This window comes from Microbacterium aurantiacum (assembly GCF_040532595.1).
GTDB classification, from domain to species: Bacteria; Actinomycetota; Actinomycetes; order Actinomycetales; family Microbacteriaceae; genus Microbacterium; species Microbacterium chocolatum_B.
Genome location: NZ_JBEVYX010000001.1, coordinates 1779626 through 1804187 on the forward strand (window position 1 = coordinate 1779626; position 24562 = coordinate 1804187).

The following is a 24562-nucleotide window of genomic DNA, read 5'->3' on the forward strand; positions in this document are numbered from 1 at the left end:
CGAAGCATGCGAACGACGATGAACGAGCTGGGCCTCGCGGCCCGTGTGTACCGACTGACCAAGACCTACGGCGACGGTTCGGCCGAGGTCCGCGCCCTCGACGGCGTGGACGTGGCGATCCGACGCGGGGAGTTCACCGCGATCATGGGACCGTCGGGGTCGGGCAAGTCGACCCTGATGCACATCATGGCGGGCCTGGACGCACCGACCGGCGGCGAGGTGTGGCTCGGCGACACCGAGATCACCGGTCTCAGCGACCTCGAGCTGACGATCCTCCGTCGGCGGCGCGTGGGGTTCGTCTTCCAGTCCTTCAACCTCGTCCCGACCCTGACCGCGCTCGGAAACATCCTGCTGCCGTTCGACCTCGACGGGCGCGCGCCGACGGCCCTGGAGCGGGGCCGCATCGACGACCTCGTCGACCGGCTCGGTCTTTCCTCGCGCCTGCACCACCGCCCGCACGAGCTCTCCGGCGGTCAGCAGCAGCGCGTGGCGATCGCGCGCGCCCTCGCCACCGGCCCCGACCTCGTCTTCGCCGATGAGCCGACCGGCAACCTCGACAGCCGCAGCGGCGCGGAGGTGCTGCGCCTCCTCGCCGACGCGAGCCGCGCGCACGGCCAGACGATCGCCATGGTCACCCACGACCCGGTCGCCGCCGCGCACGCCGACCGCGTGCTCTTCCTCGCCGACGGGCATCTCGTCGCCGACAAGCCGCGCCAGACCGCCGAGCAGATCTCGGCGTACATGCTCGCCGCCGAGTCCGGTGCGGAGACGCGGACGGACGCCGCGCCCGCCGGCACCGCCGCCTCCGCCGGAGCGCTCCGGTGAGCGCCGGCGTCCGTGAGGGCCGCGGGACCGGGGCGAGCATCCTCGTCGCGGCGATCTCCACGGCGTTCGGCGTGGTGCTCCTGAGCGCGACGGGATACCTGGCGGCGCTCCTGCGCGCCGACCCCTTCATCGGCGAGAGCGACACCCTGGCGCTCGTGCTCGGCATCCTCTCGGCGCTCCTTCTGGGGGTGGCGCTGTACGTCGCGGCGATCGTGACGGCCAACACGTTCGCCACCGTGGTGGCGGGGCGCACGCGTCGCATCGCGCTCCTGCGCCTCATCGGCGCCTCGGCCCGTTCGCAGCGGTCCGAGATCGGTCGCCAGGGTCTGTCGGCGGGCCTCTGGGGTGCGCTGATCGGCCTTGCCGCCGGCATCGGCCTCAGCGCCCTCGGGATCGCGGTGGCCGAGCTGGTCCTGGGCGTGCCGTCCGTGGACTACCCGGTCGTGCAGCCGGTGCTCGTCCTCCCCGCGGTCGCGGTGACGCTGACGACGTGGGCCGCCGCGTGGGCGGGCTCGCGGCGGGTCCTCACCGTCACCCCGCTGCAGGCGCTCGGCGGCGCCGTCGAACAGCCCTACACGCACGAGCGCGCCCGGCGGACCCGGAACCTCGGGGCGATCGTCCTGCTCGTCTGCGGGCTCGCGCTGCTGGCCGGCGGCATCCTCATCGGCTTCGTCACCCCGTTCGGTGTGGTCGTCGCGTTCTTCGGCGGCGTGCTGTCCTTCTCCGGGCTCGCCGGGGCCTCGACCCTGTTCATGCCGCCGCTGCTCCGCGCCGTGGGCCGGCTGTTCGGGCGCTCGGCGATGGCGAGGCTCGCGGCCGAGAACGCCCTCCGCCACCCCGAGCGGTCCAGCCGGATGACCATCGGCGTCGTCATGGGGGTCGCCCTCGTGACGATGTTCGGCGTGGCGGGCGAGACGACCAAGAGCGTCATCGCGACGTCGGGCGGCGGGGAGGCGCCCCTGGAGCTGTCGGCGCTCCTCGACACCTTCAGCGGCATCATGATGGGACTCGTCGCCGTGGCCGCCGTCATCGCCGCGGTGGGGCTGGTGAACCTCCTGACCCTCGGGATCCTGCAGCGCCGCCGCGAGCTCGGACTCCTCCGCGCCCTCGGCGTGACCGATCCGCAGGTGCGTCGGCTGGTGCTGCTGGAGGCCGCGCACGTGACGATCACCGCGACCGTCACCGGCCTCGTGCTCGGCATCCTCTACGGCTGGGTCGCCGCGCAGTCGCTGTTCGGGGCGATCCCGATGCCGCCGTCCTGGTCGACGCCCACCTTCGTGCTCCCCGCGGTGCCGTGGGGGCCGGTAGCGGTCATCGTCATCGCCACGGCCGTCCTCACCCTGCTCGCCGCGGTCGCACCGACCCGGCTCGCGACGAACGTCACCCCCGTCGAGGCGCTGCGCGAGGACGGGGGAGCGCCGGCTCCACGCGAGTCGCACCGTCCGCGCGGCATCCGTCGCTACCGTCGCCGCGGTGCGCGAAGCACGCTGAGCCCCGCCGGGCGCTGACCCGGAGCCGTTCAGGTGGCAGTCGTGGCCGCTTCCTGCGTCGGGAGGCGGCCACAGCCGTCACTCGAACGCGCGCGGGCTGACTCAGTCCTCGTCGGATGCCGCCTCCGCCGCCCGATCGGACGCCGGGTCGTGGGCCCAGGTCGGCGCGAGCGCGCGGATCCGCGCGCCGCGCCACTGCCACACCGTCCACAGCATCGGCCAGAGGGCCGGCGCGGCGGCCCCGCTGATGACCAGGCGGTCGCGCCAGAGGGCCTGATCGGGGCGGCCGGGAACCGGCGAGACGGCCATCTGGTGGTCCCACACGTCGAGCGCCGCGAGGGGCCCCGTGAGCGGGATGCCGCTGTCGCGGAAGATCCGCACCCGGCCGGCCGGCTCGTCGACGATCCGTTCCGAAGCGTGGATGAGCTGCCGGCCGAGCGGAATCGCGCCGAGCGCGGTCAACTGCACCGGGATGTCGTCGCCGGGCGAGAACGTCGTCGGGAGGCCTTCGGGAGACATCGGTTCCATGTCGACCATCGGCCCGTACAGCTCCGACACCGCTCGGGGGGAATGCAGCGCCCGCCAGGCGGCATCCGGATCGCAGTCGATGGTGAACTTCAGCAGCACCCGCATGCGCTCAGTCTGTCATCCGGCGTCATCGTCAGGACCCGCTGGCGGCGAGGGGGATCGTAAGGTATCGGGGTGTCGTCATCGTTCGATCAGCATCGCTACCAGGTCCGCTTCGACTGGGGTCTCGCGGGGCTCGCCCGTCTCGCCCCGGCCGACCTCGTCGTCGTCGTCGACGTGCTCGGAGCCGGCACCGCCGCGTCGGACGCGCTCGAGGCGGGAGCGTCCTTCTCGCGCGCCGAGCTCGATGAGCGTTTCCCGGATGCCGGGGCCGTGGTGGCCGTCGCCGTCGACGCCGGCGCGGGAGTGCTCCTGGGAAGCCTCCGCACCGCCCGCGCGATCGCCGAGGCCGTGGTCGCCGCGCAGCGCACCCGCGGCGACCGCACCAGCGTGTCGCTGATCGCGGTGGGGGAGCAGGCGCCGGAGGGCGGCATCCGCTTCGCCGTGGAGGACGAGCTCGGCGCCGGAGCGATCATCGACGCCCTCGCCGCCCTCGGCATCGACCACACCTCGCCCGAGGCCGCCGCCGCGTGCGCGGCCTTCCAGGGGCTGCGTCCGGCGGTCCGGCACCTGCTGACCGCCGCCGGGTCGGGGCAGCGGCTCCTCGCGGACGGGGCGCGCGAGCAGGTCCTCGCCGCGGCGACGCTGGACGCCGCATCCGCGGCGCCGCGCCTGGTCGACGGGACCTTCTCCGCCGCCGTGATCAGCGGGGAGTGAGGGCTGCGTCGCGTGCCGCGCGGGTGATCTCCCGCCGTGTCCACGTGAACGCATGCGCCGGGTCGAAGCGCGGCGCGCACTTCGCGCAGGAGGTCGGCCGGCTGGCGCGACGGTGCCGGTAGGCGACGTGACCGGCGGGGCACACCCCGACCCACGGCGCGAGCTCGACGGCGGTCTCGCCGTGGTGCGTCGTGCCGCCGACGTAGCCGAGCTCGCGCGCGACCTTCTTCCACTGCGGTCCGTGCCCGGCGTGCGGGCCCGCGAGGGCGTGCGCGACCTCGTGCAGCAGAGTCTGGTGGTTCTCGTCGTCGCTGTACCGCGCGGCGAGGTAGCGCGACACGCTGATGCGCCGCGCGCGGTAGTCGCAGAGCCCGGCGCGCCGCTTGGCGTTGTCGAACCCGAACGTCCAGCTCTCGTCGAGATGGAGGGCGATCAGGGCGTGCGCCCACCCGCGCACACGATGCAGTTCCGACATGGAGGAAGGCTAGGTCCGGCCTCGGACACCGCGCTCAGCTGGCGACGGAGCCGACCACGCGGCGGCGGTCGGCGGCGTCGATGGCCAGCAGCGTCGACTCGAGCTGGTCGTCGGGGACGCCGGACTCCTGACGCAGGAACAGCGCCCGCTTGAAGTCGCGCCGGGCGCTGTCGAAGTCGCCCTCGTCGTAGTGGACCTTGCCGCGGTGCTGGTAGGCGAAGGCGGCGATCGCCGACCAGCCCTGGCCCTCGGCCTCGTCGGCGCACGCGGTGAGCTCCTGCTCGGCGGCCGCGTACGCGCGGAGCGCCTGCAGCACGGTGGCGTGGAGGATGCGGGCGCGCAACAGGTCTTTGCGGGTGCCGGCCATGCGGGCGACGCGGACGGACTGGTCCGAGATCGACAGGGCGTCCTCGGGGCGACCGAGCACCTTCAGCAGCCACACGCGCTCGAGGAGCGCCGGAAGGCTGCGCTGCTCGCCGATCTCGTCGAGGCGGTCGCTGCAGTGCCGCGGGTCGACGATCTCGCGGAGGGTGTCGGGGTCGTATCCCTGGATGTAGCTCACGATGCACTCCTCCCGTTCGATCGGCCCCCACCAGTGTGCAACGCCGGTCGACGAACGCCGGTCGTGCCACGCCGGGTCAGCGCTCGAAGAGCGAGGACGACGGCTTGGGCGACGCCGTCGCCGAGCCGTCGGTCACGATGCGGCCGGCGCGGGCGAACTCGGCGACCTCCGCCCCCTCGGCGATCTTCGCGGGGTGCGGGCCGGCCGCGAGGAGCCGCGGGAGCCAGGCCGTCGGCAGCGGACGCGCGGATGCCGCGACAACCAGGTTGCCGAAGCGCCGGCCCTTCAGCACCTGCACCTCGGCGAGGACGATGACGTGCGCGAGCACGTGCGAGACGGTCGCCACCTGGCCGCGGGCGAACTCCAGCCCCGCACCGTCGGCGACGTTGACGAGCAGGACGCCGTCCGGGGCGAGGAGGTCCGCCGCCTCCCGGTAGAACTCGACGGTGGTGAGGTGCGCGGGGGTCTGCGCGCCGGAGTACACGTCCGAGACGACCAGATCGGCCTGCCCGCGCAGGCTCGCGGGGAGGCGCGCGATGCCGGCCCGCGCGTCGCCGATCCGCACGCGCACCGACGCGCCGCGGGGGAGCGGCAGCTCCTCGCGCACGAGGTCCCACAGCTCCGCCTCGAGCTCGATGACCTGCTGTCGGGAGCCCGGTCGCGTCGCCTCGACGTACCTCGGCAGGGTCAGCGCCCCGGCGCCCAGGTGGACGGCGGTGAGGGGCTGCCCCGGCATCCGGAGCTGGTCGATGACCGCCCCCATGCGGGCGACGTACTCGAAGTGCAGGTGCGTCGGGTCGTCGAGATCGACGTGGGACTGCGGGGTGCCGTCGACGTCGAGCTCGAACCCGCCGGCGTAGGCGGAGGGGACCACCCGGGCCAGCGTGCCGTCGCCGAGACGTCGCGACGGTGTCGGCTGCTCCCGCGTGCGTCCCATGAGGACCACGCTAGTCGGCACTCCCGACCGGCCGCGGGGATACCGTGGAGGCATGGCCGTCATCGACCTGAACGCCGATCTCGGCGAGACGATCGCGGGGGTGCCCACCGCGGACGACGAGGCGCTGTTCGCCGTCGTCTCCAGCGCCAGCGTCGCGTGCGGCGGCCACGCGGGGGATGCCGCCTCGATGCGCGCCTCGGTCGAGCGCGCGGCGCGGTTCGGGGTCGCCGTCGGCGCCCACCCGTCGTACGCCGACCCGGAGAACTTCGGTCGCGTGGCCCTGCGCATCCCGGCCGAGGAGCTCGAGCGGAGCATCGGGGGACAGCTCGACGCCCTCCTCGCCGCCGGCGCCGACCTCCGCTACGTCAAGCCGCACGGCGCGCTGTACCACGCCGTCCGCGCCGACCCCGCCCAGGCGACCGCCCTCGCCCGCGCCGTCGCCGCGCGGGCCGACCGCATCGGCCGTGGGCTCCCGATCCTCGGGCTCCCGGGTGCGGTGTCGGCGGCCGCGGCCGCGCACGGGCTCCCGTTCCTCGCCGAGGCGTTCCTCGACCGCGCCTACCGTCCCGACGGCGCCCTCGTCGCGCGCGGAGAACCCGGCGCGGTGCTGGACGACCCGGTCGAGGTCGCCGCGCGGGCCGTGCGCCTCGCCCGCGACGGGACGGTGGTCGCCGTCGACGGCGGCGTCCTCGACACCGGCGCGGTGTCGCTGTGCCTCCACGGTGACTCACCCGCCGCCCTCGCGATGGCGCGCGCCGTGCGCGCCGCGCTCGACGCGGCCGGCGTGAGCGTGCGGGCGCCGTGGTGAACGACGCGTCCGCGCCGGTGCAGCCGCCGGAGCCGCCCCGGACGGATGCCGGACTCCTGGTCGCCGCCCGACCGCTCGGCGACGCCGCGCTCCTCCTCGACGTCGTCCCGGGTGGCGTCGGCGAGCTCCTCCGGCGGCTGGGCGCGACCCCGCCGTCCGGGGTGATCGACCTCGTCCCGGCCGCGCGGACGCTGCTTGTCCAGGTCGATCCGCGCGCCCTGCCGCTCGCACGCGCCGAGCGATGGGTCCGCACCGCCGCGGCATCCGTCACCCCTCCGGAGGACGAGCGCGACGAGGCCGCGATCGACCTGGACGTCGTGTACGACGGCGAGGACCTCGCCGAGACGGCGCGGCTGCTCGACATGAGCGCGGAGGCCCTCGTCGCCCGTCACCGCGACGCCCGATGGCGGGTCGCCTTCACGGGCTTCGCGCCGGGCTTCGGCTACCTCGAGAGCCCCGACTGGCCCTTCGACGTCCCGCGCCTGGCCACGCCGCGCACGCGGGTGCCCGCCGGCGCCGTGGGGCTCGCGGCGGGCTTCACCGGTGCCTATCCGCGGGCGACGCCGGGCGGCTGGCGGCTGATCGGGCGCACCGCCGCGGTCCTGTTCGATCCCCTCGCCGATCCGCCCGCCCTGCTCGCACCCGGGCGGCGGGTGCGCTTCCGCGAGGTCGAGGCCCTCCCCGTCGTCCGGGCGGCCGCGCCTCAGGCGGGCGAGGCGCGCGCCGCGGGTGCCGGCATCCGCGTCGAGCGCGCCGGCATCCTCTCCACGATCCAGGATGCCGGGCGGCCCGGCCGCGCGAGCATCGGCGTCTCACCATCCGGCGCGACCGACCGGGGCGCGCTGCATCTGGCGAACCGTCTGCTCGGCAATCCCGCCGCCGCGGCCGGCGTCGAGGTGACGCTCGGCGGTTTCCGCGCCGTCGCCGAACGCGACGCGTGGGTCGCGGTCACCGGGGCCGGACGCGCGCTCTCGATCGACGGGCACGCGTGCGACCCCGCCGCCGCGCACGCCTGGCCGGCGGGGGCGACGCTCGAGATCGCGCCCCTGACGTCCGGGGTGCGGGCCTACCTCGCCGTCCGCGGGGGCGTCGACGCGCCCCGCGTCCTGGGCTCCTCCGCGACCGACACCCTCTCCGGACTCGGGCCCGCCGTGCTCGCCGACGGCGACGTCCTGGCGATCGGCGCCGAGCCCGAGGCGCCGATCCCGGTCGGCGAGGTGATCCCGTTCGACGCCCGCGGCTTCGACGACCTCGTCGTCGAAGTGCACCCCGGCCCCCGCGCGGACTGGTTCACCGCGGCGGCGCGCGACGCCCTGTACGCCGAGGTCTTCACCGTCACCGCCGACGCCGATCGGGTCGGCATCCGTCTCGTCGGACCCGACCTCGCCCGCGCCGTCGCAGGAGAGCTGCCGAGTGAGCCGATGGTGCCGGGAGCCCTGCAGGTCCCGCCCGGCGGGGGCGTGGTCGTGCTCGGGCGCGACGGACCGGTGACGGGCGGCTACCCCGTCATCGCGGTGGCGACGGATGCCGCGCTCGACGCGCTGGGTCAGGCGCGGCCCGGGACGCGGGTGCGGTTCCGTCACGCGCGAGGGGGATGATCGGCGGCGCGCGCGGAGTTATACCGCAGCATCCGATCGATTTCAAGGATCCCGCTGGACATGGCGCGTCGCGAGACGTATAGTGGGTCTTTGCGCTCTTGGATTCCCCCTGCCCTCATATGGTGGTCGGCGGTGCCTGCGTGCCCGTGCCTCGCGGTACGGCGTGACGCGCGGGTTTTCGGGGAATGATCGAGCACTCCACCTGACGACAAGGAAACGAGCCCTCTCGGGCCCACGGAGGTAATCCCCTTGGTTGCTGCGCCCAACGCATCCACCCCTGCCACCACCCTCAAGAACGGACGCGGAGCTTCCCGCCTCTCGTTCGCCAAGATCTCCGACACGTTGACGGTCCCCGACCTCCTCGCGCTGCAGACCGAGTCCTTCGACTGGCTCGTCGGCAACGAGACCTGGAAGGCCCGCGTCGACCAGGCGAAGGCCGCCGGCCGCACCGATGTCCCCGAGATCAGCGGACTGGAGGAGATCTTCGAGGAGATTTCCCCGATCGAGGACCTGAGCGAGACCATGCAGCTCTCGTTCACGAACCCCTACCTCGAGCCCGAGAAGTACTCCATCGAGGAGTGCAAGGAGCGCGGCAAGACCTACGCCGCCCCGCTCTACGTCGAGGCCGAGTTCATGAACCACCAGACCGGTGAGATCAAGACGCAGACGGTCTTCATGGGCGACTTCCCGCTCCAGACCGACAAGGGAACCTTCATCATCAACGGCACCGAGCGTGTCGTCGTCTCCCAGCTCGTCCGCTCGCCCGGCGTCTACTTCGACAAGACGCCCGACAAGACCTCCGACAAGGACATCGTCTCGGCGCGCATCATCCCCAGCCGCGGTGCCTGGCTCGAGTTCGAGATCGACAAGCGCGACCAGGTCGGCGTGCGCATCGACCGCAAGCGCAAGCAGTCGGTCACCGTCTTCCTCAAGGCCCTGGGCCTCACCAGCGAGGACATCCTCGCCGAGTTCGCCGGCTTCGACTCCATCGAGGAGACGCTGTCGAAGGACACCATCCTGAGCAAGGAAGACGCGCTCCGCGACATCTACCGCAAGCTCCGTCCGGGCGAGCAGGTCGCCGCCGAGGCCGCCCGCGCGCTGCTGGACAACTTCTACTTCAACTCCAAGCGCTACGACCTGGCCAAGGTCGGTCGCTACAAGATCAACCAGAAGCTGGGCCTCACCGGCCCGCTGTCCGACTCGGTGCTGACCGTCGAGGACATCGTCGCGACGATCAAGTACCTCGTTCGTCTGCACCGCGGTGACACGACGTTCGACGGCACCCGCGCCGGCAAGCCCGCCGAGATCCGCCTGGACGTCGACGACATCGACAACTTCGGCAACCGTCGCATCCGCGCCGTCGGCGAGCTCATCCAGAACCAGGTCCGCACGGGTCTGTCCCGCATGGAGCGCGTCGTCCGCGAGCGCATGACGACGCAGGACATCGAGGCGATCACCCCGCAGACACTGATCAACGTCCGCCCCGTCGTGGCGGCGATCAAGGAGTTCTTCGGCACCTCGCAGCTGTCGCAGTTCATGGATCAGAACAACCCGCTCGCGGGCCTGACCCACAAGCGTCGCCTCTCGGCGCTCGGCCCCGGTGGTCTGTCGCGTGAGCGCGCGGGCGTCGAGGTCCGTGACGTCCACCCCTCGCACTACGGCCGCATGTGCCCGATCGAGACCCCCGAAGGCCCGAACATCGGTCTGATCGGCTCGCTCGCGTCCTTCGCGCGCATCAACGCGTTCGGGTTCATCGAGACGCCGTACCGCAAGGTCGTCGACGGCCGGGTCACCGACCAGATCGACTACCTGACCGCCAGCGAAGAGGCCGACTTCATCGTCGCCCAGGCCAACGCCCCCCTGAAGGCCGACGGCCACTTCCAGGAGACCCGCGTCCTCGCCCGCAAGATCGGCGGCGAGGTGGACCTCATCCCCGCCGAGGAGATCGGCTACATGGACGTCTCGCCGCGCCAGATGGTGTCGGTGGCGACCTCGCTCATCCCCTTCCTCGAGCACGACGACGCCAACCGCGCCCTCATGGGTGCGAACATGCAGCGTCAGGCCGTCCCGCTGCTGCGCAGCGAGTCGCCCGTGGTCGGAACCGGTATGGAGGGCTACGCGGCCATCGACGCCGGTGACGTCGTCACCGCCGAGAAGGCCGGTGTCGTCCTGGAGGTCTCGGCCGACGTCGTGACCATCCAGCTCGACGAGGGCGGCACGCAAGAGTACTTCCTCCGCAAGTTCGACCGCTCCAACCAGGGCACGTCCTACAACCAGCGCGTCATCGTCTCGGCGGGCGACCGCATCGAGGCCGGCGAGGTCATCGCCGACGGCCCCGCGACCGAGGACGGCGAGCTCGCGCTCGGCAAGAACCTCCTCGTGGCGTTCATGACGTGGGAGGGTCACAACTTCGAAGACGCGATCATCCTCAGCCAGGACCTGGTGAAGGACGACACGCTCTCCTCGATCCACATCGAGGAGTACGAGGTCGACGCCCGCGACACGAAGCTCGGCAAGGAGGAGATCACCCGCGACCTCCCGAACGTCAGCCCCGACCTGCTGAAGGACCTCGACGAGCGCGGCATCATCCGCATCGGCGCCGAGGTCCGCCCCGGCGACATCCTCGTCGGCAAGGTCACCCCGAAGGGCGAGACCGAGCTCTCGGCCGAGGAGCGCCTGCTCCGCGCGATCTTCAACGAGAAGAGCCGCGAGGTCCGCGACACGTCGCTGAAGGTGCCCCACGGCGAGCAGGGCACGATCATCGCCGTCAAGGAGTTCAACGCCGAGGACGGCGACGACGAGCTCGGCTCGGGCGTCAACCGTCGCGTCGTGGTCTACATCGCCCAGAAGCGCAAGATCACCGAGGGCGACAAGCTCGCCGGACGCCACGGCAACAAGGGCGTCATCGCGAAGATCCTCCCCGTCGAGGACATGCCCTTCCTCCCGGACGGCACGCCGGTCGACATCATCCTCAACCCGCTCGGCATCCCCGGCCGCATGAACTTCGGCCAGGTGCTCGAGCTCCACCTCGGGTGGATCGCCAAGCAGGGCTGGAAGGTCGAGGGCGACCCCGAGTGGGCTGCCCGTCTGCCCGAGATCGCCCGCGAGGCGGCCCCCGGCACGAAGGTCGCCACCCCGGTGTTCGACGGTGCGTACGAGTCCGAGCTGGCGGGTCTGCTGGATTCGACCCTCCCCAACCGCGACGGCGTCCGCATGATCGACTCGACGGGCAAGACGCAGCTGTTCGACGGCCGCTCCGGCGAGCCGTTCCCGGCGCCCATCTCGGTCGGCTACATGTACATCCTGAAGCTGCACCACCTCGTCGACGACAAGATCCACGCGCGCTCCACGGGTCCCTACTCGATGATCACCCAGCAGCCGCTCGGTGGTAAGGCGCAGTTCGGTGGACAGCGCTTCGGTGAGATGGAGGTGTGGGCCCTCGAGGCCTACGGCGCCGCGTACGCGCTCCAGGAGCTCCTGACGATCAAGTCCGACGACATCCTCGGCCGCGTGAAGGTCTACGAGGCGATCGTCAAGGGCGAGAACATCCAGGAGCCCGGCATCCCCGAGTCGTTCAAGGTCCTCATGAAGGAGATGCAGTCGCTCTGCCTGAACGTCGAGGTCCTCTCGGCCGACGGCACCGCGGTCAACCTCCGTGACACGGATGACGACGCGTTCCGCGCCGCGGAAGAGCTCGGCATCAACATCTCCAGCCGCTTCGAGTCCTCGTCGATCGACGAGATCTAAGCCGCCGGGTCCGAAACAGAATTCTTCACAGGAGAACTGAGAACTAGTGCTCGAATCAACTACTTTCGATCAGCTTCGCATCGGCCTGGCCACCGCTGACGACATCCGTCGTTGGTCCTTCGGCGAGGTCAAGAAGCCCGAGACCATCAACTACCGCACGCTGAAGCCGGAGAAGGACGGCCTCTTCGGCGAGCAGATCTTCGGGCCCTCCCGCGACTGGGAGTGCGCCTGCGGAAAGTACAAGCGCGTCCGCTTCAAGGGCATCGTCTGCGAGCGCTGCGGCGTGGAGGTCACCAAGAGCTCCGTCCGTCGTGAGCGCATGGGTCACATCGAGCTCGCCGCTCCCGTCACCCACATCTGGTACTTCAAGGGCGTGCCCTCGCGGCTCGGATACCTGCTGGACATGGCGCCGAAGGACCTCGAGAAGGTCATCTACTTCGCCGCGTACATGGTCATCTCCGTCGACGAGGACGCGCGTCACCGCGACCTCGCCACGCAGGAGAACAACATCCGTCTCGAGCTGAAGACGCTTGCGGACCGTCGCGACGCCCGCGTGGCGACGCGCCTGCAGAAGCTGGAGGACGAGCTCGCCGCCCTGGAGGCCGAGGGTGCCAAGGCCGACCAGAAGAAGAAGGTCAAGGACGCCGCCGAGAAGGAGATGTCCTCCATCCGCAAGAACGCGGACGACCAGATCGCCCGTCTCGAGCGCGTGTGGGAGGAGTTCCGCACGCTCGAGGTCGGCGCGCTCAAGGGCGAGGACGAGATCTTCCACGAGCTGCAGGACCGCTTCGGTCAGTACTTCGAGGCCCACATGGGCGCCGAGTCGATCAAGCGTCGCCTGGAGACCTTCGACCTGCAGGCCGAGGCCGACAGCCTCCACCTGCAGATCTCCGAGGGCAAGGGTCAGCGCAAGATCCGCGCGATCAAGCGCCTGAAGGTCGTCAACTCGTTCCTGCAGACCGGCATGAGCCCGGCATCCATGGTCCTGGACGTCGTCCCGGTCATCCCGCCGGAGCTCCGCCCGATGGTGCAGCTCGACGGTGGCCGCTTCGCCACCAGCGACCTGAACGACCTCTACCGTCGCGTGATCAACCGCAACAACCGCCTCCGTCGCCTGATCGACCTCGGTGCCCCCGAGATCATCGTCAACAACGAGAAGCGGATGCTGCAGGAGGCCGTCGACGCGCTGTTCGACAACGGCCGCCGCGGTCGCCCCGTCACGGGTACCGGCAACCGCGCCCTGAAGTCCCTGAGCGACATGCTCAAGGGAAAGCAGGGTCGCTTCCGCCAGAACTTGCTCGGAAAGCGCGTGGACTACTCGGGCCGTTCGGTCATCGTCGTGGGTCCGCAGCTGAAGCTGCACCAGTGCGGTCTGCCTAAGCAGATGGCGCTCGAGCTGTTCAAGCCGTTCGTCATCAAGCGCCTCATCGACCTCGGTCACTCGCAGAACATCAAGGCCGCCAAGCGCGCCGTCGAGCGCACCCGTCCCGAGGTGTGGGACGTGCTCGAGGAGATCATCCGCGAGCGTCCGGTTCTGCTGAACCGCGCGCCCACGCTGCACCGCCTCGGCATCCAGGCGTTCGAGCCGCAGCTCGTCGAGGGCAAGGCCATCCAGCTCCACCCGCTCGTCTGCGCGGCGTTCAACGCCGACTTCGACGGTGACCAGATGGCCGTGCACCTCCCGCTGTCCGTCGAGGCTCAGGCCGAGGCCCGCATCCTGATGCTCGCCTCGAACAACATCCTGAAGCCGTCCGACGGCCGCCCGGTCACCCTGCCCTCGCAGGACATGATCATCGGCCTGCACCACCTGACCACGGTCAAGGAGGGTGCGACCGGTGAGGGCCGCGTGTTCGGTTCGGTCTCGGAGGCGATCCTGGCGAAGGACGAGGGCACCCTCGATCTGCAGGCCAAGGTGCGCATCCGCGTTCCCGGGCTCACGTTCCTCGAGGGCGACGCCCCCGAGGGCTACGAGCGTCACGGGCTCCTCGACGCCTCGCTCGGCCAGGCGATCTTCAACGACGCGCTGCCCAAGGGCTACCCGTTCGTCCGCGAGCAGGCCGACAAGGGCAAGCTCAGCCAGATCGTCAACAAGCTGGCCGAGGAGTACCCCAAGGTCGAGGTCGCGGCGACGCTGGACCGCATCAAGGACGCCGGCTTCTACTGGGCCACCCGCTCGGGTGTCACGGTGGCGCTGAGCGACATCCTCACGCCGTCGAACAAGGCGGAGATCGTCGCGGGCTACGAGAAGCAGGCCGCGAAGGTCCAGGGCCAGTTCGAGAAGGGTCTCACCACCGACGCCGAGCGTCGTCAGGAGCTCATCAAGATCTGGACCGCCGCCACCGACGAGGTCCAGCAGGCGATGCGCGCCAACTTCCCCGAGGACAACACCATCAACCGCATGGTGTCCTCCGGTGCGCGTGGTAACTGGCTGCAGATCCGGAACATCGCCGGTATGCGAGGCCTGGTGAACAACCCCAAGGGTGAGATCATCCCCCGTCCGATCATCTCCTCGTACCGCGAGGGTCTGTCGGTCGCGGAGTACTTCATCGCCACCCACGGTGCCCGCAAGGGTCTGGCCGACACCGCCCTCCGTACCGCCGACTCGGGTTACCTGACCCGTCGTCTGGTGGACGTCTCGCAGGATGTCATCATCCGCGAGGAGGACTGCGGCACGACCAAGGGTCTCGAGCTGCCGATCGCGGCGCCCGGTGCCGACGGCGAGCTGGTCAAGGACGCCAACGTCGAGAACTCCGTGTTCGCGCGGACGCTGTCGGCGGATGTCGTCAACCCGGCGGGCGAGGTCGTCGCCGAGGCCGGTGACGACGTCGGCGACGTGCTGATCAACCGTCTGGTGGAGTCGGGTGTCGAGAGCATCAAGGTGCGCTCGGTCCTCACCTGCGACTCGGCCGTCGGTGTCTGCGCGAAGTGCTACGGCCGTTCGCTGGCCACCGGCAAGATCGTCGACATCGGCGAGGCCGTCGGCATCATCGCGGCCCAGTCGATCGGTGAGCCCGGTACCCAGCTGACGATGCGTACCTTCCACACCGGTGGTTCGGCATCCGCGGATGACATCACGCAGGGTCTTCCCCGCGTGCAGGAGCTGTTCGAGGCGCGCACCCCGAAGGGTGCCTCGCCGATCGCGGAGGCCGACGGCCGCATCACGATCGACGAGACCGACAAGAGCAAGAAGGTCATCCTCACGCCCGACAACGGCGACGAGCCGCACGTCTACCCCGTGCTCAAGCGCGCGACGCTCCTGGTCGAGGACGGCCAGCACGTCACGGTCGGCCAGCCCCTCCAGGTCGGCACGCTCGACCCCAAGGAGGTCATGCGTGTCATGGGTGCCCGCGAGGTGCAGAAGTACCTCGTCGGCGGCGTGCAGGGCGTCTACCGCTCGCAGGGTGTGCCGATCCACGACAAGCACATCGAGGTCATCGTGCGTCAGATGCTGCGGAAGGTCACCGTGGTCGACCACGCTGACACGACGCTGCTCCCGGGTGAGCTGGTGGACTTCAAGCGCTACCAGCAGATCAACCGCGAGGCCGTCGGTGAGGGCAAGCGCCCGGCGTCGGGTCGTCCGGAGCTGATGGGTATCACCAAGGCGTCGCTTGCGACGGAGTCGTGGCTGTCGGCCGCCTCCTTCCAGGAGACGACCCGCGTGCTCACCCAGGCGGCGATGGAGGGCAAGAGCGACCCCCTGGTCGGCCTCAAGGAGAACGTCATCATCGGAAAGCTCATCCCCGCCGGAACGGGACTTGCGAAGTACCGCAACGTCACGGTCGAGGCGACGGAGGAGGCCAAGAGCGAGCGGTACCCCAACCGCATCTTCGCCTCGGACGGTGCGTACAGCGACGCCGACCTGAGCTACGTCGACTTCGACAGCTTCTCCACGGACGACTTCACCCCGGGCACCTACAACTGACCTGAGGTACGTCCCGAAGGGCCCCGGCTTCCGCCGGGGCCCTTCGTCGTTCCCGCCCGGAGTTCGGTCCCGCCCCGAAGGTGGTGGCTGGGCGGGGAGTCTGCCCGCCCCACGTACCGAACTCCTCCGATTCGGGGGCGTAGGGGCCTGTGGGGCCGGTTCCGGGGGTTTCGGGGCTGGATCGGAGGAGTTCGGCCCGGCCGGGGCTGGCGACGTCCCGGGGTCCGGCGGCGGGCGGGCGGGTGACCCGGTGCCGCGAGCCGCGCGCGCCCGGCGTGCCGAACTCCTCCGATTCGGGGGCGTAGGGGCCTGTGGGGCCGGTTCCGGGGGTCTCGGGGCTGGATCGGAGGAGTTCGGCCCGGCCGGGGCTCACGACGTCCGCGGGTCCGGCGCCGGGGCTGCGGGTGACCCGGTGCCGCGAGCCGCGCGCGCCCGGCGTGCCGAACTCCTCCGATTCGGGGGCGTAGGGGCCTGTGGGGCCGGTTCCGGGGGTCTCGGGGTCGGGTCGGAGGAGTACGGTACGCCCGGCGGCGGGGAGCCTGCGCGCGGCGGGAACGACGAAGCGCCCGGCGGGTCGGAACCCGCCGGGCGCTTCGTCGTGGGGTGCTAGGCCCGCTGGCGTCGGATGCTGCCGATGCGGAGGGCGGCTCCCGCCCCGATCATCAGCATCACGGCCAGCCACAGGCCGGTCAGGTCACCGGGCTCGCCGCCGGTGACCGCGAGGCCACCGTTCTGGCCGCCGGTCGCGGGCTGTCCACCCGCGGCGGGGATGTCGAGGTCGTACCAGACCAGGACGTTGCCCTCGGCGTCCAGGATCACCAGACGGTGCTGACCGGACACGTCGCTCGGGAGCGTCACCGAGATGGTGCCGTCCGCCTGCACGAGGTGCCAGCCGCCGAGCTGCTGCGGCGTCGAGTACAGCCACGCGGTGACCCACTGGCCGGCGTACTGCTCGCCCACCAGCACGGTGATGGTGCCGCCGGCGACGATGTCGCCGGCGATGCCCGCGCTCGGGCCCTGCAGGTCCGGCGTCAGCTCCTCGACACCGGGGGCGGTCGGCGTGGTCGCCGGCGGCTCGGTGCCCTCACCGGGCTCCTCCGGGTCGACCGGCTCCAGGATGTCGCGGACCGCGAGCGACAGGCGCACCTCGGTTCCGCTGTCAGGCGCCGTGAGCACCACGGTGGTCGCCGCGGGGGCGTCCAGCGGGATGGTCATCGTCACCGTCGCCGCACCGTTCGTGACCGTGACCGGAGCGAAGGTCGCCGCGCTGCCCTCCACACTCGGGACGAGCGTGGTGTTGGCGGGGCTTCCGAGCGACGTGAGGTCGAGACCCGACACCTGGAACGAGATGTCGGTGAGGCGCTCGGCGGATGCCGGGACGCCGGTCACCTGCACACCGCGCGACGAGTGGTCCGGGCTCAGCGGCGAATTGCTGCGGATGTAGTCGATCCACGCGTCGCGGTCGACCAGACCCGAATCGCGCGTGTCGGCTCCCTCGCGGAAGGTGGTGAAGTTGTCGCCGCCCTGCAGGAGGAAGTTGAACGACCCGATGCGGTACTCCCCGGCCGGATCGATCGGCTCGCCGTCGATCCACACACCGGTGATGCGCTCACCGCGTGCCGCCCCGGCGTCGAACGTGTACGACACGTTGGACGACAGGCCGAGCTGGAGGTAGGAGCGGCTCGAGCCTTCCGGCTGCCACTGCTGCTCGAGCACCTGGATGAACTGCTCCCCGGTGAGGGTCGTCGTCCACAGGTTGTTCACGAAGGGCAGGACCGCGTTGGCCTCGGCGTAGGTGACCACCCCGTCCGGCGCGTAGAACAGCTCCGCGCGCAGACCGCCGGGGTTGACGACGCCGATCTCGGCGCCGCCCCGCTCGGGAGCGGAGAGGCTCGACACCAGCGACTCGGCGACCAGGTTTCCGAGAGTCGACTCGCTGGCGCGGTCGTCACGGGCACCTCCGACGTACACGCCGTCGACGTAGCTGCCGCCGGCGAAGGCGCTGGTGATGTCGGCGGTCACCGAACCGATCGGCTCGTTCCCGATGACAGCCGCCTCTGCCAGGGCGTCGGCGACGATCGCCGACACCTCCGCGACGCGGGGGTACTGCTCCGTGAGCTGCGCGTCGGTCGGCGCATTCTCGCCGCCGATGCGCGAGACGTTGCGGGCCTCGTACGAGATCACCGCACCGTCGGTGGCGTCGAGCTCGAGGACGACCTGGCCGATGCGCTCGCCGTAGTTGCCGGTCTGCACGATCGGACGGGTGGTGTCGGTGCCCGGAACCGGGCCGTCCCACACGTACTGCTTGTGGGTGTGGCCGGTGAAGATCACGTCCACCGCGGGAGAGGTCTCGGTCACGATCTTGGCGAAGACACCGCCGGCGGCGACCTCCTCGGCGAGGGTCGAGCCCTCGACCACGCCGTCGCCGGCGCCCTCGTGGAACTCGGCGATGATGACGTCCGCGACACCCTCGAGCTCGGCTGCGACGCGGTTCACCGCGTCGACGGGGTCGCCGAACTCGATCGTCTCGATCCCGCCGGGCGAGACGAGCGTCTCGGTCTCCGCGGTGACGGTGCCGATGACGGCGACGGTCAGACCGTCGACCTCGAACAGCGCGTACTCGTCGAGCACCGGGTCCTGCGTGCCCTTGGCGTAGACGTTCGCGCCGAGGTACGGGAAGTCCGCGACGTCCGCGACCCGACCGGTGAGGTCGTCCAGGCCCCGGTCGAACTCGTGGTTGCCGACCGCCGATGCGGCCATCTCCAGCGCGTTCAGCACGTCCAGGGTCGGGACGTCCTCCGCCACCGCCGACGCGAACAGCGAGGCCCCGATGTTGTCGCCGGCGGAGAGGAACAGGGTGTTCTCATCGCCGTACTCCGCGCGCAGCTGCTCGACCGTTCCGGCGAACTTCACCGTGTTGGCGTCGATCCGACCGTGGAAGTCGTTGATGTTCAGCAGGTTGAGGTCGACCGTCCCCGGCTCCTCGTCTTCGGGGAAGGCGAGGCCGACGACGACCGGGTCGTGGTCGGAGGAGCGGTAGGGCGAGGCGTCGTAGAGGTTCGTGACGTTGTAGTTGAACCGGCTGTACTCCAGCGCGATCGACTCCGCCGCGTTGATGTTCCAGATGTCGACGCCGGTGACGAGCTCATCCGCGGCCGGGGAGGCCAGGATGTGGTCGAGCGAGCCGCTCTGGCCGGAGAACGAGTAGGTGTACTTGTCCGTCTTCTCCGCACCCTGGTTGACATAGCCGGCCTCGTAGAAGACCTGCATCGGGTCTTCCTGCGAGTAGGAGTTGAAGTCGCCGATGAGGAAGACGTAGTCGGTCTCCGCCTCGACCTGCAGCTCCTCGGCGAACTCCACCAGCGCCTCGGCCTGTGCCACGCGCGAGGCGTTGGACGCGCCCTGCCCGTCGCCCTGGTCGGCGTCGGCACCCGAGCCCGAGCCCTTCGACTTGAAGTGGTTGACGATCGCGACGAAGACGTCGTCCTCGCCGCCGCCGACCGGGGCGAACGCCTGAGCGAGCGGGTAGCGGGCGTTCGAGAACGCCGCATCGCCGTCGATCACCGAGTCGCCGACGAGCTCGACGGCATCCTTCTTGTAGATGAACGCGGTGCGGATGACGTCCTCTCCGGCCGGAACGGATGCCGGGGAGGGCGCGAACGCCCACACATCGTCGCCGAGGGCGGCGTTCAGGGCGTCCACCAGGGTGGACACCGCGACGTCGCGGTCGGTGCCGGAGATGAGGGAGTTCTCGATCTCCTCGAGCGAGACCACGTCGGCGTCGAGGGCGTTGATCGCGGCGACGATCTTCGCCTGCTGGCGCTCGAGGTTGGCGTCGTCGGCGGCACCGCGCGGGGCGGGACCGTTGCTGCAGGTGTTCACCGTGATGCGGTTGCCCGCCCGGTCGTTGTAGAACGTGCAGCTCGCACCGGCGGCGATCGCGTCGGCGCCGGTGGTGGTGAAGTAGTTCAGCACGTTGAACCCGGCGATGCGGATGTCGCCACCCACCTCGGCCGGCGCCGCGGTGCGGGTGTTCTCGAAGGTCACCGGCTGCACGTCGGCGGCGTTCTCGGCCGTCAGGTGCTGCGTCGGCTGGAAGTTCCACAAATCGTTGCGGAAGTCCAGCACCACCGGAGCGGTGAAGGTCACCGCAGCGCCCACACGCACCGGGTCGGTGGTCGAGAGGTAGGTCAGCGGGACCGACTTGTTCGCGTTGCTGTTGAAGTTGATCGAGGCGCCGTCGTCGAGGGTGACCTTGCGGGCGGCGTTGTCGGCGACCGCGGCGTCGTACTCGGCCGAGCGGGGCGCGGCGATCTCGGTCGGGGTCAGCAGGGGCGTGGTGCCCGAGGCGAGTCCGATGGATCCGTAGAAGTTCGTCGAGTAGACGTCACTCACGGTGTAGTCGCCCTGCGGCGCCAGCAGCATCGACTCGAGCGTCTCGCGCTCGGCATCCGTTCCGGGCCACACGACCTCGGCCGGGGTGACCGGCTCCGCGGGCTCGTCGAGCACCGTGACACCGGCGGCGGAAGTGGGGGAGATCTCGGTCAGGCCGTTGAACTCCACGACCGGCCCGGTGACCTCGACGTGGTCGCCGATCTCGACCTTCGCCGTCGCGGCGGAGGAGAAGACGTAGATGCCCTCGGAGGCGGTGTGCGTCGACAGGTCGAGCGGTCCGCCGGTGCCGGGGGTCTGGATGGTGAAGCCGTTGTAGCCGCCGGTCTTGTACGCCGCGGTCACGACGCCGCGCGTGGTGACCGTCGAGCCGACGAGGGGGCTGACGTCGCCGGTGCCCTGGATCTCGCGGATCGGCGTCAGAACGGGGGTTCCGGGCTCGGTCGGCTCCGCGGTGGGTGTCGGCTCACCGGTGGGGGTGGGCTCGGGGTCGCCGGTCGGCTCCGGGGTCGGCTCCGGGTCGGGCGTGACGGATGCCGAGGCCTGGGGCGTGATCGTGGCCGGGTGGCTGAAGTCCGCGGCGTTGTTGCCGCTGTCGACGAAGCCGGTGCGGGCGAGGGAGTTGGGGACGGAGTTGCCGCCGGTGACGGGGGCGGCGGCGCCCTCGAACGTGTTCGCGGTACCGGTTCCGAGGAGATCGACGACGTTCGCGACGCCGGCGATGTCGCCCGTCGGAAGGCCCAGCCGGTCGGTGGTCGAGGCGAGCCAGACGACGCCGTTCTCGCCCCCCGGGTTCATCGATCCGGTGATGTCGGGCGTCGGGAGCGCCGCGCCGACGGCGTTCGCACCGCCGTTGCCCGGAAGTCCGATGAGGTAGTAGTCGCGCGCGGCGATCTCGCCCGAGAGGGCGACGGTGTTCGACGCCGAGGGCTGCGCACCCGCGGCGCGCGTCGCGGGGCTGTACTGCACCGACCAGCCGTCGAGGCTCTGCGCCACGTCGCTGTCGTTGTAGAGCTCGATGAACTTGCTCGAGTAGGCGGCGTTGGCGCTGCCTCCCTTGAAGTACACCTCGTTGATGAGGACGCGAGAGCCCTCGGCGGCTGCGGCCGGCAGCGGCGCAAGGGTGCCGGCGGCGGCGAGGGCTGCGGCGACGACGGTCGCGAGGAGCGATCGCCTCCCGGAGCGGGGTGGGACGGACATGGATCTCCTCGGTGTCAGAACGCAGGTTTCGGTGACGGCTGAATCAGCGCGATTGTGCGACCGTAGGCTCGCGAAACGCACGGATTCTTACGCTCGTGTGTCCGGCAGGTAAAACCACCGTCGCGCGGGCGCATGAGACGCGATCCTAGACACATCGGCACGGGGTGCCGGACCACCTGTGGATAACTTCGTGACGCAGCCGGTCGCCGGCGCGCGTGCCGCACCCGCCTCGCGGGACCCCGCGCGTACCGTGGGGGAGGACGTTCGGGAGGGCGGATGATGGCGCGGGTCGCGGGACGCAACCGCTGGATCGCGGTGCCGGTCGGCATCCTGTGCGCGGCGGTCGTCGGGGCACTGGTGTGGTTGGCCGCACCGATGATCCCGGTGTCGGTGACGTGGGTGGGTGACACCCTCCGCGACGCGAGTGCCCGCCAGGCGGCCTCCCTCGACAGCGACGACGGCGAGGTGCGACGCGCCCTCGCCGACGGCGGCGTCGACTGCCGCGCGGCCTACCCCGACAGCCTCTGGAGCGAGCTCACCTGGCGCGGAGGGTCTCTGCTCGATCAGAGCACCGACGCACCGCCCACCGGAGCCGACGCCCTGGTCGATGCGATCGCCCCCGACGTCGTCGTCACGTGCGCGTGGACGTCGGATGCCGGGACGATCACGACCTCGTTCGCCCGCGTGGGGGACGATGCCGCAGGCCTCGCCGACGCGGCGCTGCGCGGCCAGGGCTTCGCGTGCGCCCGCACCGATGACGCTCTGCGCTGCGACCGCGGAAGCGCGGCCGGTGCCTCGGGTGCGAGCGAGCACCACATCCTCCGCGACGGCATGTGGATCGTCACCGCCGCCGACGGCGGCTACCCCGAGGAGTTCGACGCGCGCCTGGAGAAGCACATCTGGGGCTGGTGATCCCGGCGGATCAGCCCCAGATGCCGGCGATGATCGCGGAGGTGTACCCGGACGGGGCGAGGTTCGAGAACGTCGTGTCGATGAGGATGCCGTCGCGCCAGAAGAGGGTCCGGCCGTCGGTGACGGGATAGGTCTCGTTCTCCCACGTCTTCTCGCAGCGGGTGCCGCCGTCGGGCGTGTAGCAGGTGAAGTCCTGCTCGTCGGCGAGGTCGTTGAGGAGGTCCAGCGCCGGTCCGCGCGCGAGGCCGCTGATCGTGGTCTGCAGGAACGTCGTGTCGGCGCCGGGGTCGCGCCACAGGCACACGAGCGACCCGTCGGGTCGCGGCCCGGTCGACACCCCGGCCTCGGGGTCGTTCAGGGGGACGTCCTCGAGCTGCGCGAGCACGGTCTCGGTGAGCATCGACCGGCAGTCGTCGGGGATCTGCGCGAGCGGCGTCGGGGTCGCATCGGGGGTGAGGGTCACGATCGGCGTCGGCGTGTCCGACGGTGTCGGGCCAAGCGTCGCGGAATCGTCGGGCTCGGGAGCGCAGGCCGCCAGCGACAGCACGACGAGGACGGATGCCGCGGACGCGACGATGCGTGCGGGGGAGAGGTCCATCACCACACCTTAACAACGCGCAGCGCCTTCGCGGCGCGCCCGACATCCCTCGACGCGGCACGCCTCCACGGGTCCGGCCGTACCAGAGGCTAGCCTGCAGAGGCGGAACCGAACCCGCGTGAGGAGTGCTTTCGATGAGTGACCCCAAGTCGTCCTACGGCGAGCCGGTCGAGGAGCCGACCACGGCCGACGGTGACGTCGTCGGTCGCGCCAACGAAGGCCTGGCCGAGGCCGAGGCCGCGGCATCCGCCCCGCCCGTCGTCCACCACGATCCCGTCGCGTCCGAGAACGCCGACCCGGCCACCGCGCACACCCCGGCGTCGACGGATGCCGCCCCCGCCGCGACCGCGCCCGCCGCCGAACCCGACCCGTGGGACTCGGAGGAAGCGGCGTCGCTGTCGTACGACACCCCCGCCGCGACCCCAGTCACGTACGACGAGACCGCCGCCGCCGCGGCCGCCGCTCCCGCGCACGACTCGACCGCGGCGACCACCGCCTACGAGGCCGTTCCCGACAGAGACGCCCCCGCGGTCACCGCGAGCGAGCCGGCCTACGGCGCCGCGAGCGAGCCGGCCTACGGCGCCGCCGCCGCGGGAGCCGGTGCGGGAGCCGCGGCCACCACCGCCTTCGCGCCGCAGCCGATCTTCGTCCAGGCCCCCGAGGCGCCCCGACCGCGCGGCAACCGCGCCGCGGCTGGTGCGATCGGCCTCCTCGCCGCGCTCGCCTTCGCCGTCCTCTACCTCGGCGCGTGGATCGCCTTCCGCGCGATCGCGGGCGAGGTCGGCGGCGAGAACATCGGCACCGAGACGCTCGCGATGCTCGGCACGTGGTCGCTGTGGGTTCCCACCGTCGTCTTCTTCCTCGCCTTCTGGCTCCTCGGTGCGATCATCAATCGCGGTCGCTGGGGGCAGTGGGTCATCTTCGGTCTGGTCGTCGGCGCCGCCGCCTACGCCGGCCACATCCTCGGCCAGCTCTTCCAGGCGCCCTTCTGGATGCTCACCGCCCGCGAGGGCGCGGCGCTCGTGGAGGAGCAGCTTCTCGCACCGGGCGCGATCGCGGCCTTCATCATCGGCCGCGAGCTGACGATCTGGTTCGGGGCCTGGGTCGCCGCGCGCGGAAAGCGCGTGACCGAGCTCAACGTCGAGGCGCAGCGGGAGTACGAGCGGACGCTCGAGGCAGGACCGCAGCTGGTCCGCGCGTGACGTCCGACCACGACCACGACCAGGGTCAGCCGGGGCCGATGAGCCCTCGGCTGGCCCTGGTTCTGTCGACGGCGACGTTCTTCGCGCTCGCGATCTTCGCGCTCGGCATGACGAGCCTGCTCCTCGACGAGAGTGTGATCGCCGAGCCGGGGCTCGGTCAGATCCCCGGGATCCTGGCGATGGCGGGCGCGACGCTGGCGTTCCTCCTCACGCTCCGCCCGGGGATCCGCCGCCCGCAGCCGGGCTACGCCCCGGCCCTGTGGACGGCTCTGGCCTGCTTCCTCGCCTATCCCCTCATCGCCGCCTTCGGCGTCCTCTTCGTCGGCGGCGAGCTCGGGATCGCGTCCGCTGTCGTCTTCCGCCACGTCACCGGGTGGTTCGGTCTCGTGGTCGCGGCGTCCGCTCTGGTGGCCGCCGCCGCGGGCATCGCGCTCGTGCGCACACGCGGCGGACGCGCCCAGTGGCCGTGGGAGCGCGAGCAGGACGACGAGTAGACGCGCGTCGAGGCCCGGAATCCCGCGGATGACACGCCCGACGGGCTACCGTGGGA

Annotated in this window: 16 protein-coding genes; 10 read left to right on the forward strand and 6 right to left on the reverse strand. The window is 71.2% G+C overall.

Features of this window, described 5'->3' with window-relative positions:
* Positions 1 to 6 precede the first annotated feature (6 nt).
* The gene (locus ABXJ56_RS08460; protein WP_353999240.1) at positions 7 to 825 is read left to right on the forward strand and encodes an ABC transporter ATP-binding protein; all 819 of its coding nucleotides are present in this window, start codon (positions 7 to 9) and stop codon (positions 823 to 825) included.
* On the forward strand, positions 822 to 2333 hold the full coding sequence (locus ABXJ56_RS08465) for an ABC transporter permease (protein WP_353999241.1): 1512 nt from the start codon (positions 822 to 824) through the stop codon (positions 2331 to 2333). The genes ABXJ56_RS08460 and ABXJ56_RS08465 overlap by 4 nt, the downstream gene beginning before the upstream one ends.
* Positions 2334 to 2417: 84 nt before the next feature.
* Here ABXJ56_RS08465 and ABXJ56_RS08470 read toward each other — a convergent pair whose 3' ends face one another.
* On the reverse strand, positions 2418 to 2948 hold the full coding sequence (locus tag ABXJ56_RS08470; RefSeq protein WP_353999242.1) for a hypothetical protein: 531 nt from the start codon (positions 2946 to 2948) through the stop codon (positions 2418 to 2420).
* A gap of 69 nt (positions 2949 to 3017) precedes the next feature.
* Between ABXJ56_RS08470 and ABXJ56_RS08475 the strand changes: the two genes are divergently transcribed.
* Positions 3018 to 3659 carry a 2-phosphosulfolactate phosphatase gene (locus tag ABXJ56_RS08475; RefSeq protein WP_353999243.1) on the forward strand — a complete coding sequence of 214 codons (642 nt, stop codon included), beginning with the start codon at positions 3018 to 3020 and terminating at the stop codon, positions 3657 to 3659.
* Here the strand turns inward: ABXJ56_RS08475 and ABXJ56_RS08480 are convergent.
* From ABXJ56_RS08480 to ABXJ56_RS08490, 3 genes are all read right to left on the reverse strand, one after another.
* Positions 3646 to 4134 (reverse strand): SprT-like domain-containing protein, encoded by a 489-nt coding sequence (locus tag ABXJ56_RS08480; RefSeq protein WP_353999244.1) that lies wholly within the window; start codon positions 4132 to 4134, stop codon positions 3646 to 3648. The genes ABXJ56_RS08475 and ABXJ56_RS08480 overlap by 14 nt on opposite strands.
* A gap of 34 nt (positions 4135 to 4168) precedes the next feature.
* Positions 4169 to 4696 carry a tetratricopeptide repeat protein gene (locus ABXJ56_RS08485; RefSeq protein WP_353999245.1) on the reverse strand — a complete coding sequence of 176 codons (528 nt, stop codon included), beginning with the start codon at positions 4694 to 4696 and terminating at the stop codon, positions 4169 to 4171.
* A gap of 76 nt (positions 4697 to 4772) precedes the next feature.
* Positions 4773 to 5633 (reverse strand): spermidine synthase, encoded by an 861-nt coding sequence (locus tag ABXJ56_RS08490; RefSeq protein ID WP_353999246.1) that lies wholly within the window; start codon positions 5631 to 5633, stop codon positions 4773 to 4775.
* 52 nt (positions 5634 to 5685) lie between these two features.
* Here ABXJ56_RS08490 and ABXJ56_RS08495 point away from each other — a divergent pair, with 52 nt between their 5' ends.
* From ABXJ56_RS08495 to rpoC, 4 genes are all read left to right on the forward strand, one after another.
* Positions 5686 to 6441, forward strand: a complete 756-nt coding sequence (locus ABXJ56_RS08495) for a 5-oxoprolinase subunit PxpA (protein WP_353999247.1) — start codon at positions 5686 to 5688, stop codon at positions 6439 to 6441.
* Positions 6435 to 8039, forward strand: a complete 1605-nt coding sequence (locus tag ABXJ56_RS08500) for a 5-oxoprolinase/urea amidolyase family protein (protein ID WP_353999248.1) — start codon at positions 6435 to 6437, stop codon at positions 8037 to 8039. Before ABXJ56_RS08495 ends, ABXJ56_RS08500 begins: the two co-directional genes overlap by 7 nt.
* Positions 8040 to 8288: 249 nt before the next feature.
* On the forward strand, positions 8289 to 11786 hold the full coding sequence (gene rpoB, locus ABXJ56_RS08505; RefSeq protein WP_353999249.1) for a DNA-directed RNA polymerase subunit beta: 3498 nt from the start codon (positions 8289 to 8291) through the stop codon (positions 11784 to 11786).
* A gap of 46 nt (positions 11787 to 11832) precedes the next feature.
* Positions 11833 to 15708: a DNA-directed RNA polymerase subunit beta' gene (gene rpoC, locus ABXJ56_RS08510; protein ID WP_353999250.1), complete on the forward strand. Its 3876-nt coding sequence runs from the start codon at positions 11833 to 11835 to the stop codon at positions 15706 to 15708.
* Positions 15709 to 16314: 606 nt separating this feature from the next.
* Here rpoC and ABXJ56_RS08515 read toward each other — a convergent pair.
* Positions 16315 to 21300 (reverse strand): ExeM/NucH family extracellular endonuclease, encoded by a 4986-nt coding sequence (locus ABXJ56_RS08515; protein WP_353999251.1) that lies wholly within the window; start codon positions 21298 to 21300, stop codon positions 16315 to 16317.
* Between the two features lie 276 nt (positions 21301 to 21576).
* Here ABXJ56_RS08515 and ABXJ56_RS08520 point away from each other — a divergent pair, with 276 nt between their 5' ends.
* Entirely contained in the window at positions 21577 to 22212 is a 636-nt protein-coding gene (locus tag ABXJ56_RS08520) for a hypothetical protein (RefSeq protein WP_353999252.1), read from the forward strand.
* 10 nt (positions 22213 to 22222) lie between these two features.
* Here ABXJ56_RS08520 and ABXJ56_RS08525 read toward each other — a convergent pair whose 3' ends face one another.
* Entirely contained in the window at positions 22223 to 22810 is a 588-nt protein-coding gene (locus ABXJ56_RS08525) for a hypothetical protein (protein WP_353999253.1), read from the reverse strand.
* A 134-nt stretch (positions 22811 to 22944) separates the two neighbouring features.
* Between ABXJ56_RS08525 and ABXJ56_RS08530 the strand changes: the two genes are divergently transcribed.
* Positions 22945 to 24012, forward strand: a complete 1068-nt coding sequence (locus ABXJ56_RS08530; protein ID WP_353999254.1) for an ABC transporter — start codon at positions 22945 to 22947, stop codon at positions 24010 to 24012.
* On the forward strand, positions 24009 to 24506 hold the full coding sequence (locus ABXJ56_RS08535) for a hypothetical protein (protein ID WP_353999255.1): 498 nt from the start codon (positions 24009 to 24011) through the stop codon (positions 24504 to 24506). Before ABXJ56_RS08530 ends, ABXJ56_RS08535 begins: the two co-directional genes overlap by 4 nt.
* Positions 24507 to 24562 lie beyond the last annotated feature (56 nt).

Bases quoted from the DNA above. Each gene is read 5' to 3' on its own strand.
- ABXJ56_RS08520 (WP_353999252.1), top strand. From the start codon at position 21,577: ATGATGGCGCGGGTCGCGGGACGCAACCGCTGGATCGCGGTGCCGGTC.
- ABXJ56_RS08490 (WP_353999246.1), bottom strand. From the start codon at position 5,633: ATGGGACGCACGCGGGAGCAGCCGACACCGTCGCGACGTCTCGGCGAC.
- ABXJ56_RS08525 (WP_353999253.1), bottom strand. From the start codon at position 22,810: ATGGACCTCTCCCCCGCACGCATCGTCGCGTCCGCGGCATCCGTCCTC.
- ABXJ56_RS08470 (WP_353999242.1), bottom strand. From the start codon at position 2,948: ATGCGGGTGCTGCTGAAGTTCACCATCGACTGCGATCCGGATGCCGCC.
- ABXJ56_RS08495 (WP_353999247.1), top strand. From the start codon at position 5,686: ATGGCCGTCATCGACCTGAACGCCGATCTCGGCGAGACGATCGCGGGG.
- ABXJ56_RS08530 (WP_353999254.1), top strand. From the start codon at position 22,945: ATGAGTGACCCCAAGTCGTCCTACGGCGAGCCGGTCGAGGAGCCGACC.
- ABXJ56_RS08515 (WP_353999251.1), bottom strand. From the start codon at position 21,300: ATGTCCGTCCCACCCCGCTCCGGGAGGCGATCGCTCCTCGCGACCGTC.
- ABXJ56_RS08480 (WP_353999244.1), bottom strand. From the start codon at position 4,134: ATGTCGGAACTGCATCGTGTGCGCGGGTGGGCGCACGCCCTGATCGCC.
- ABXJ56_RS08460 (WP_353999240.1), top strand. From the start codon at position 7: ATGCGAACGACGATGAACGAGCTGGGCCTCGCGGCCCGTGTGTACCGA.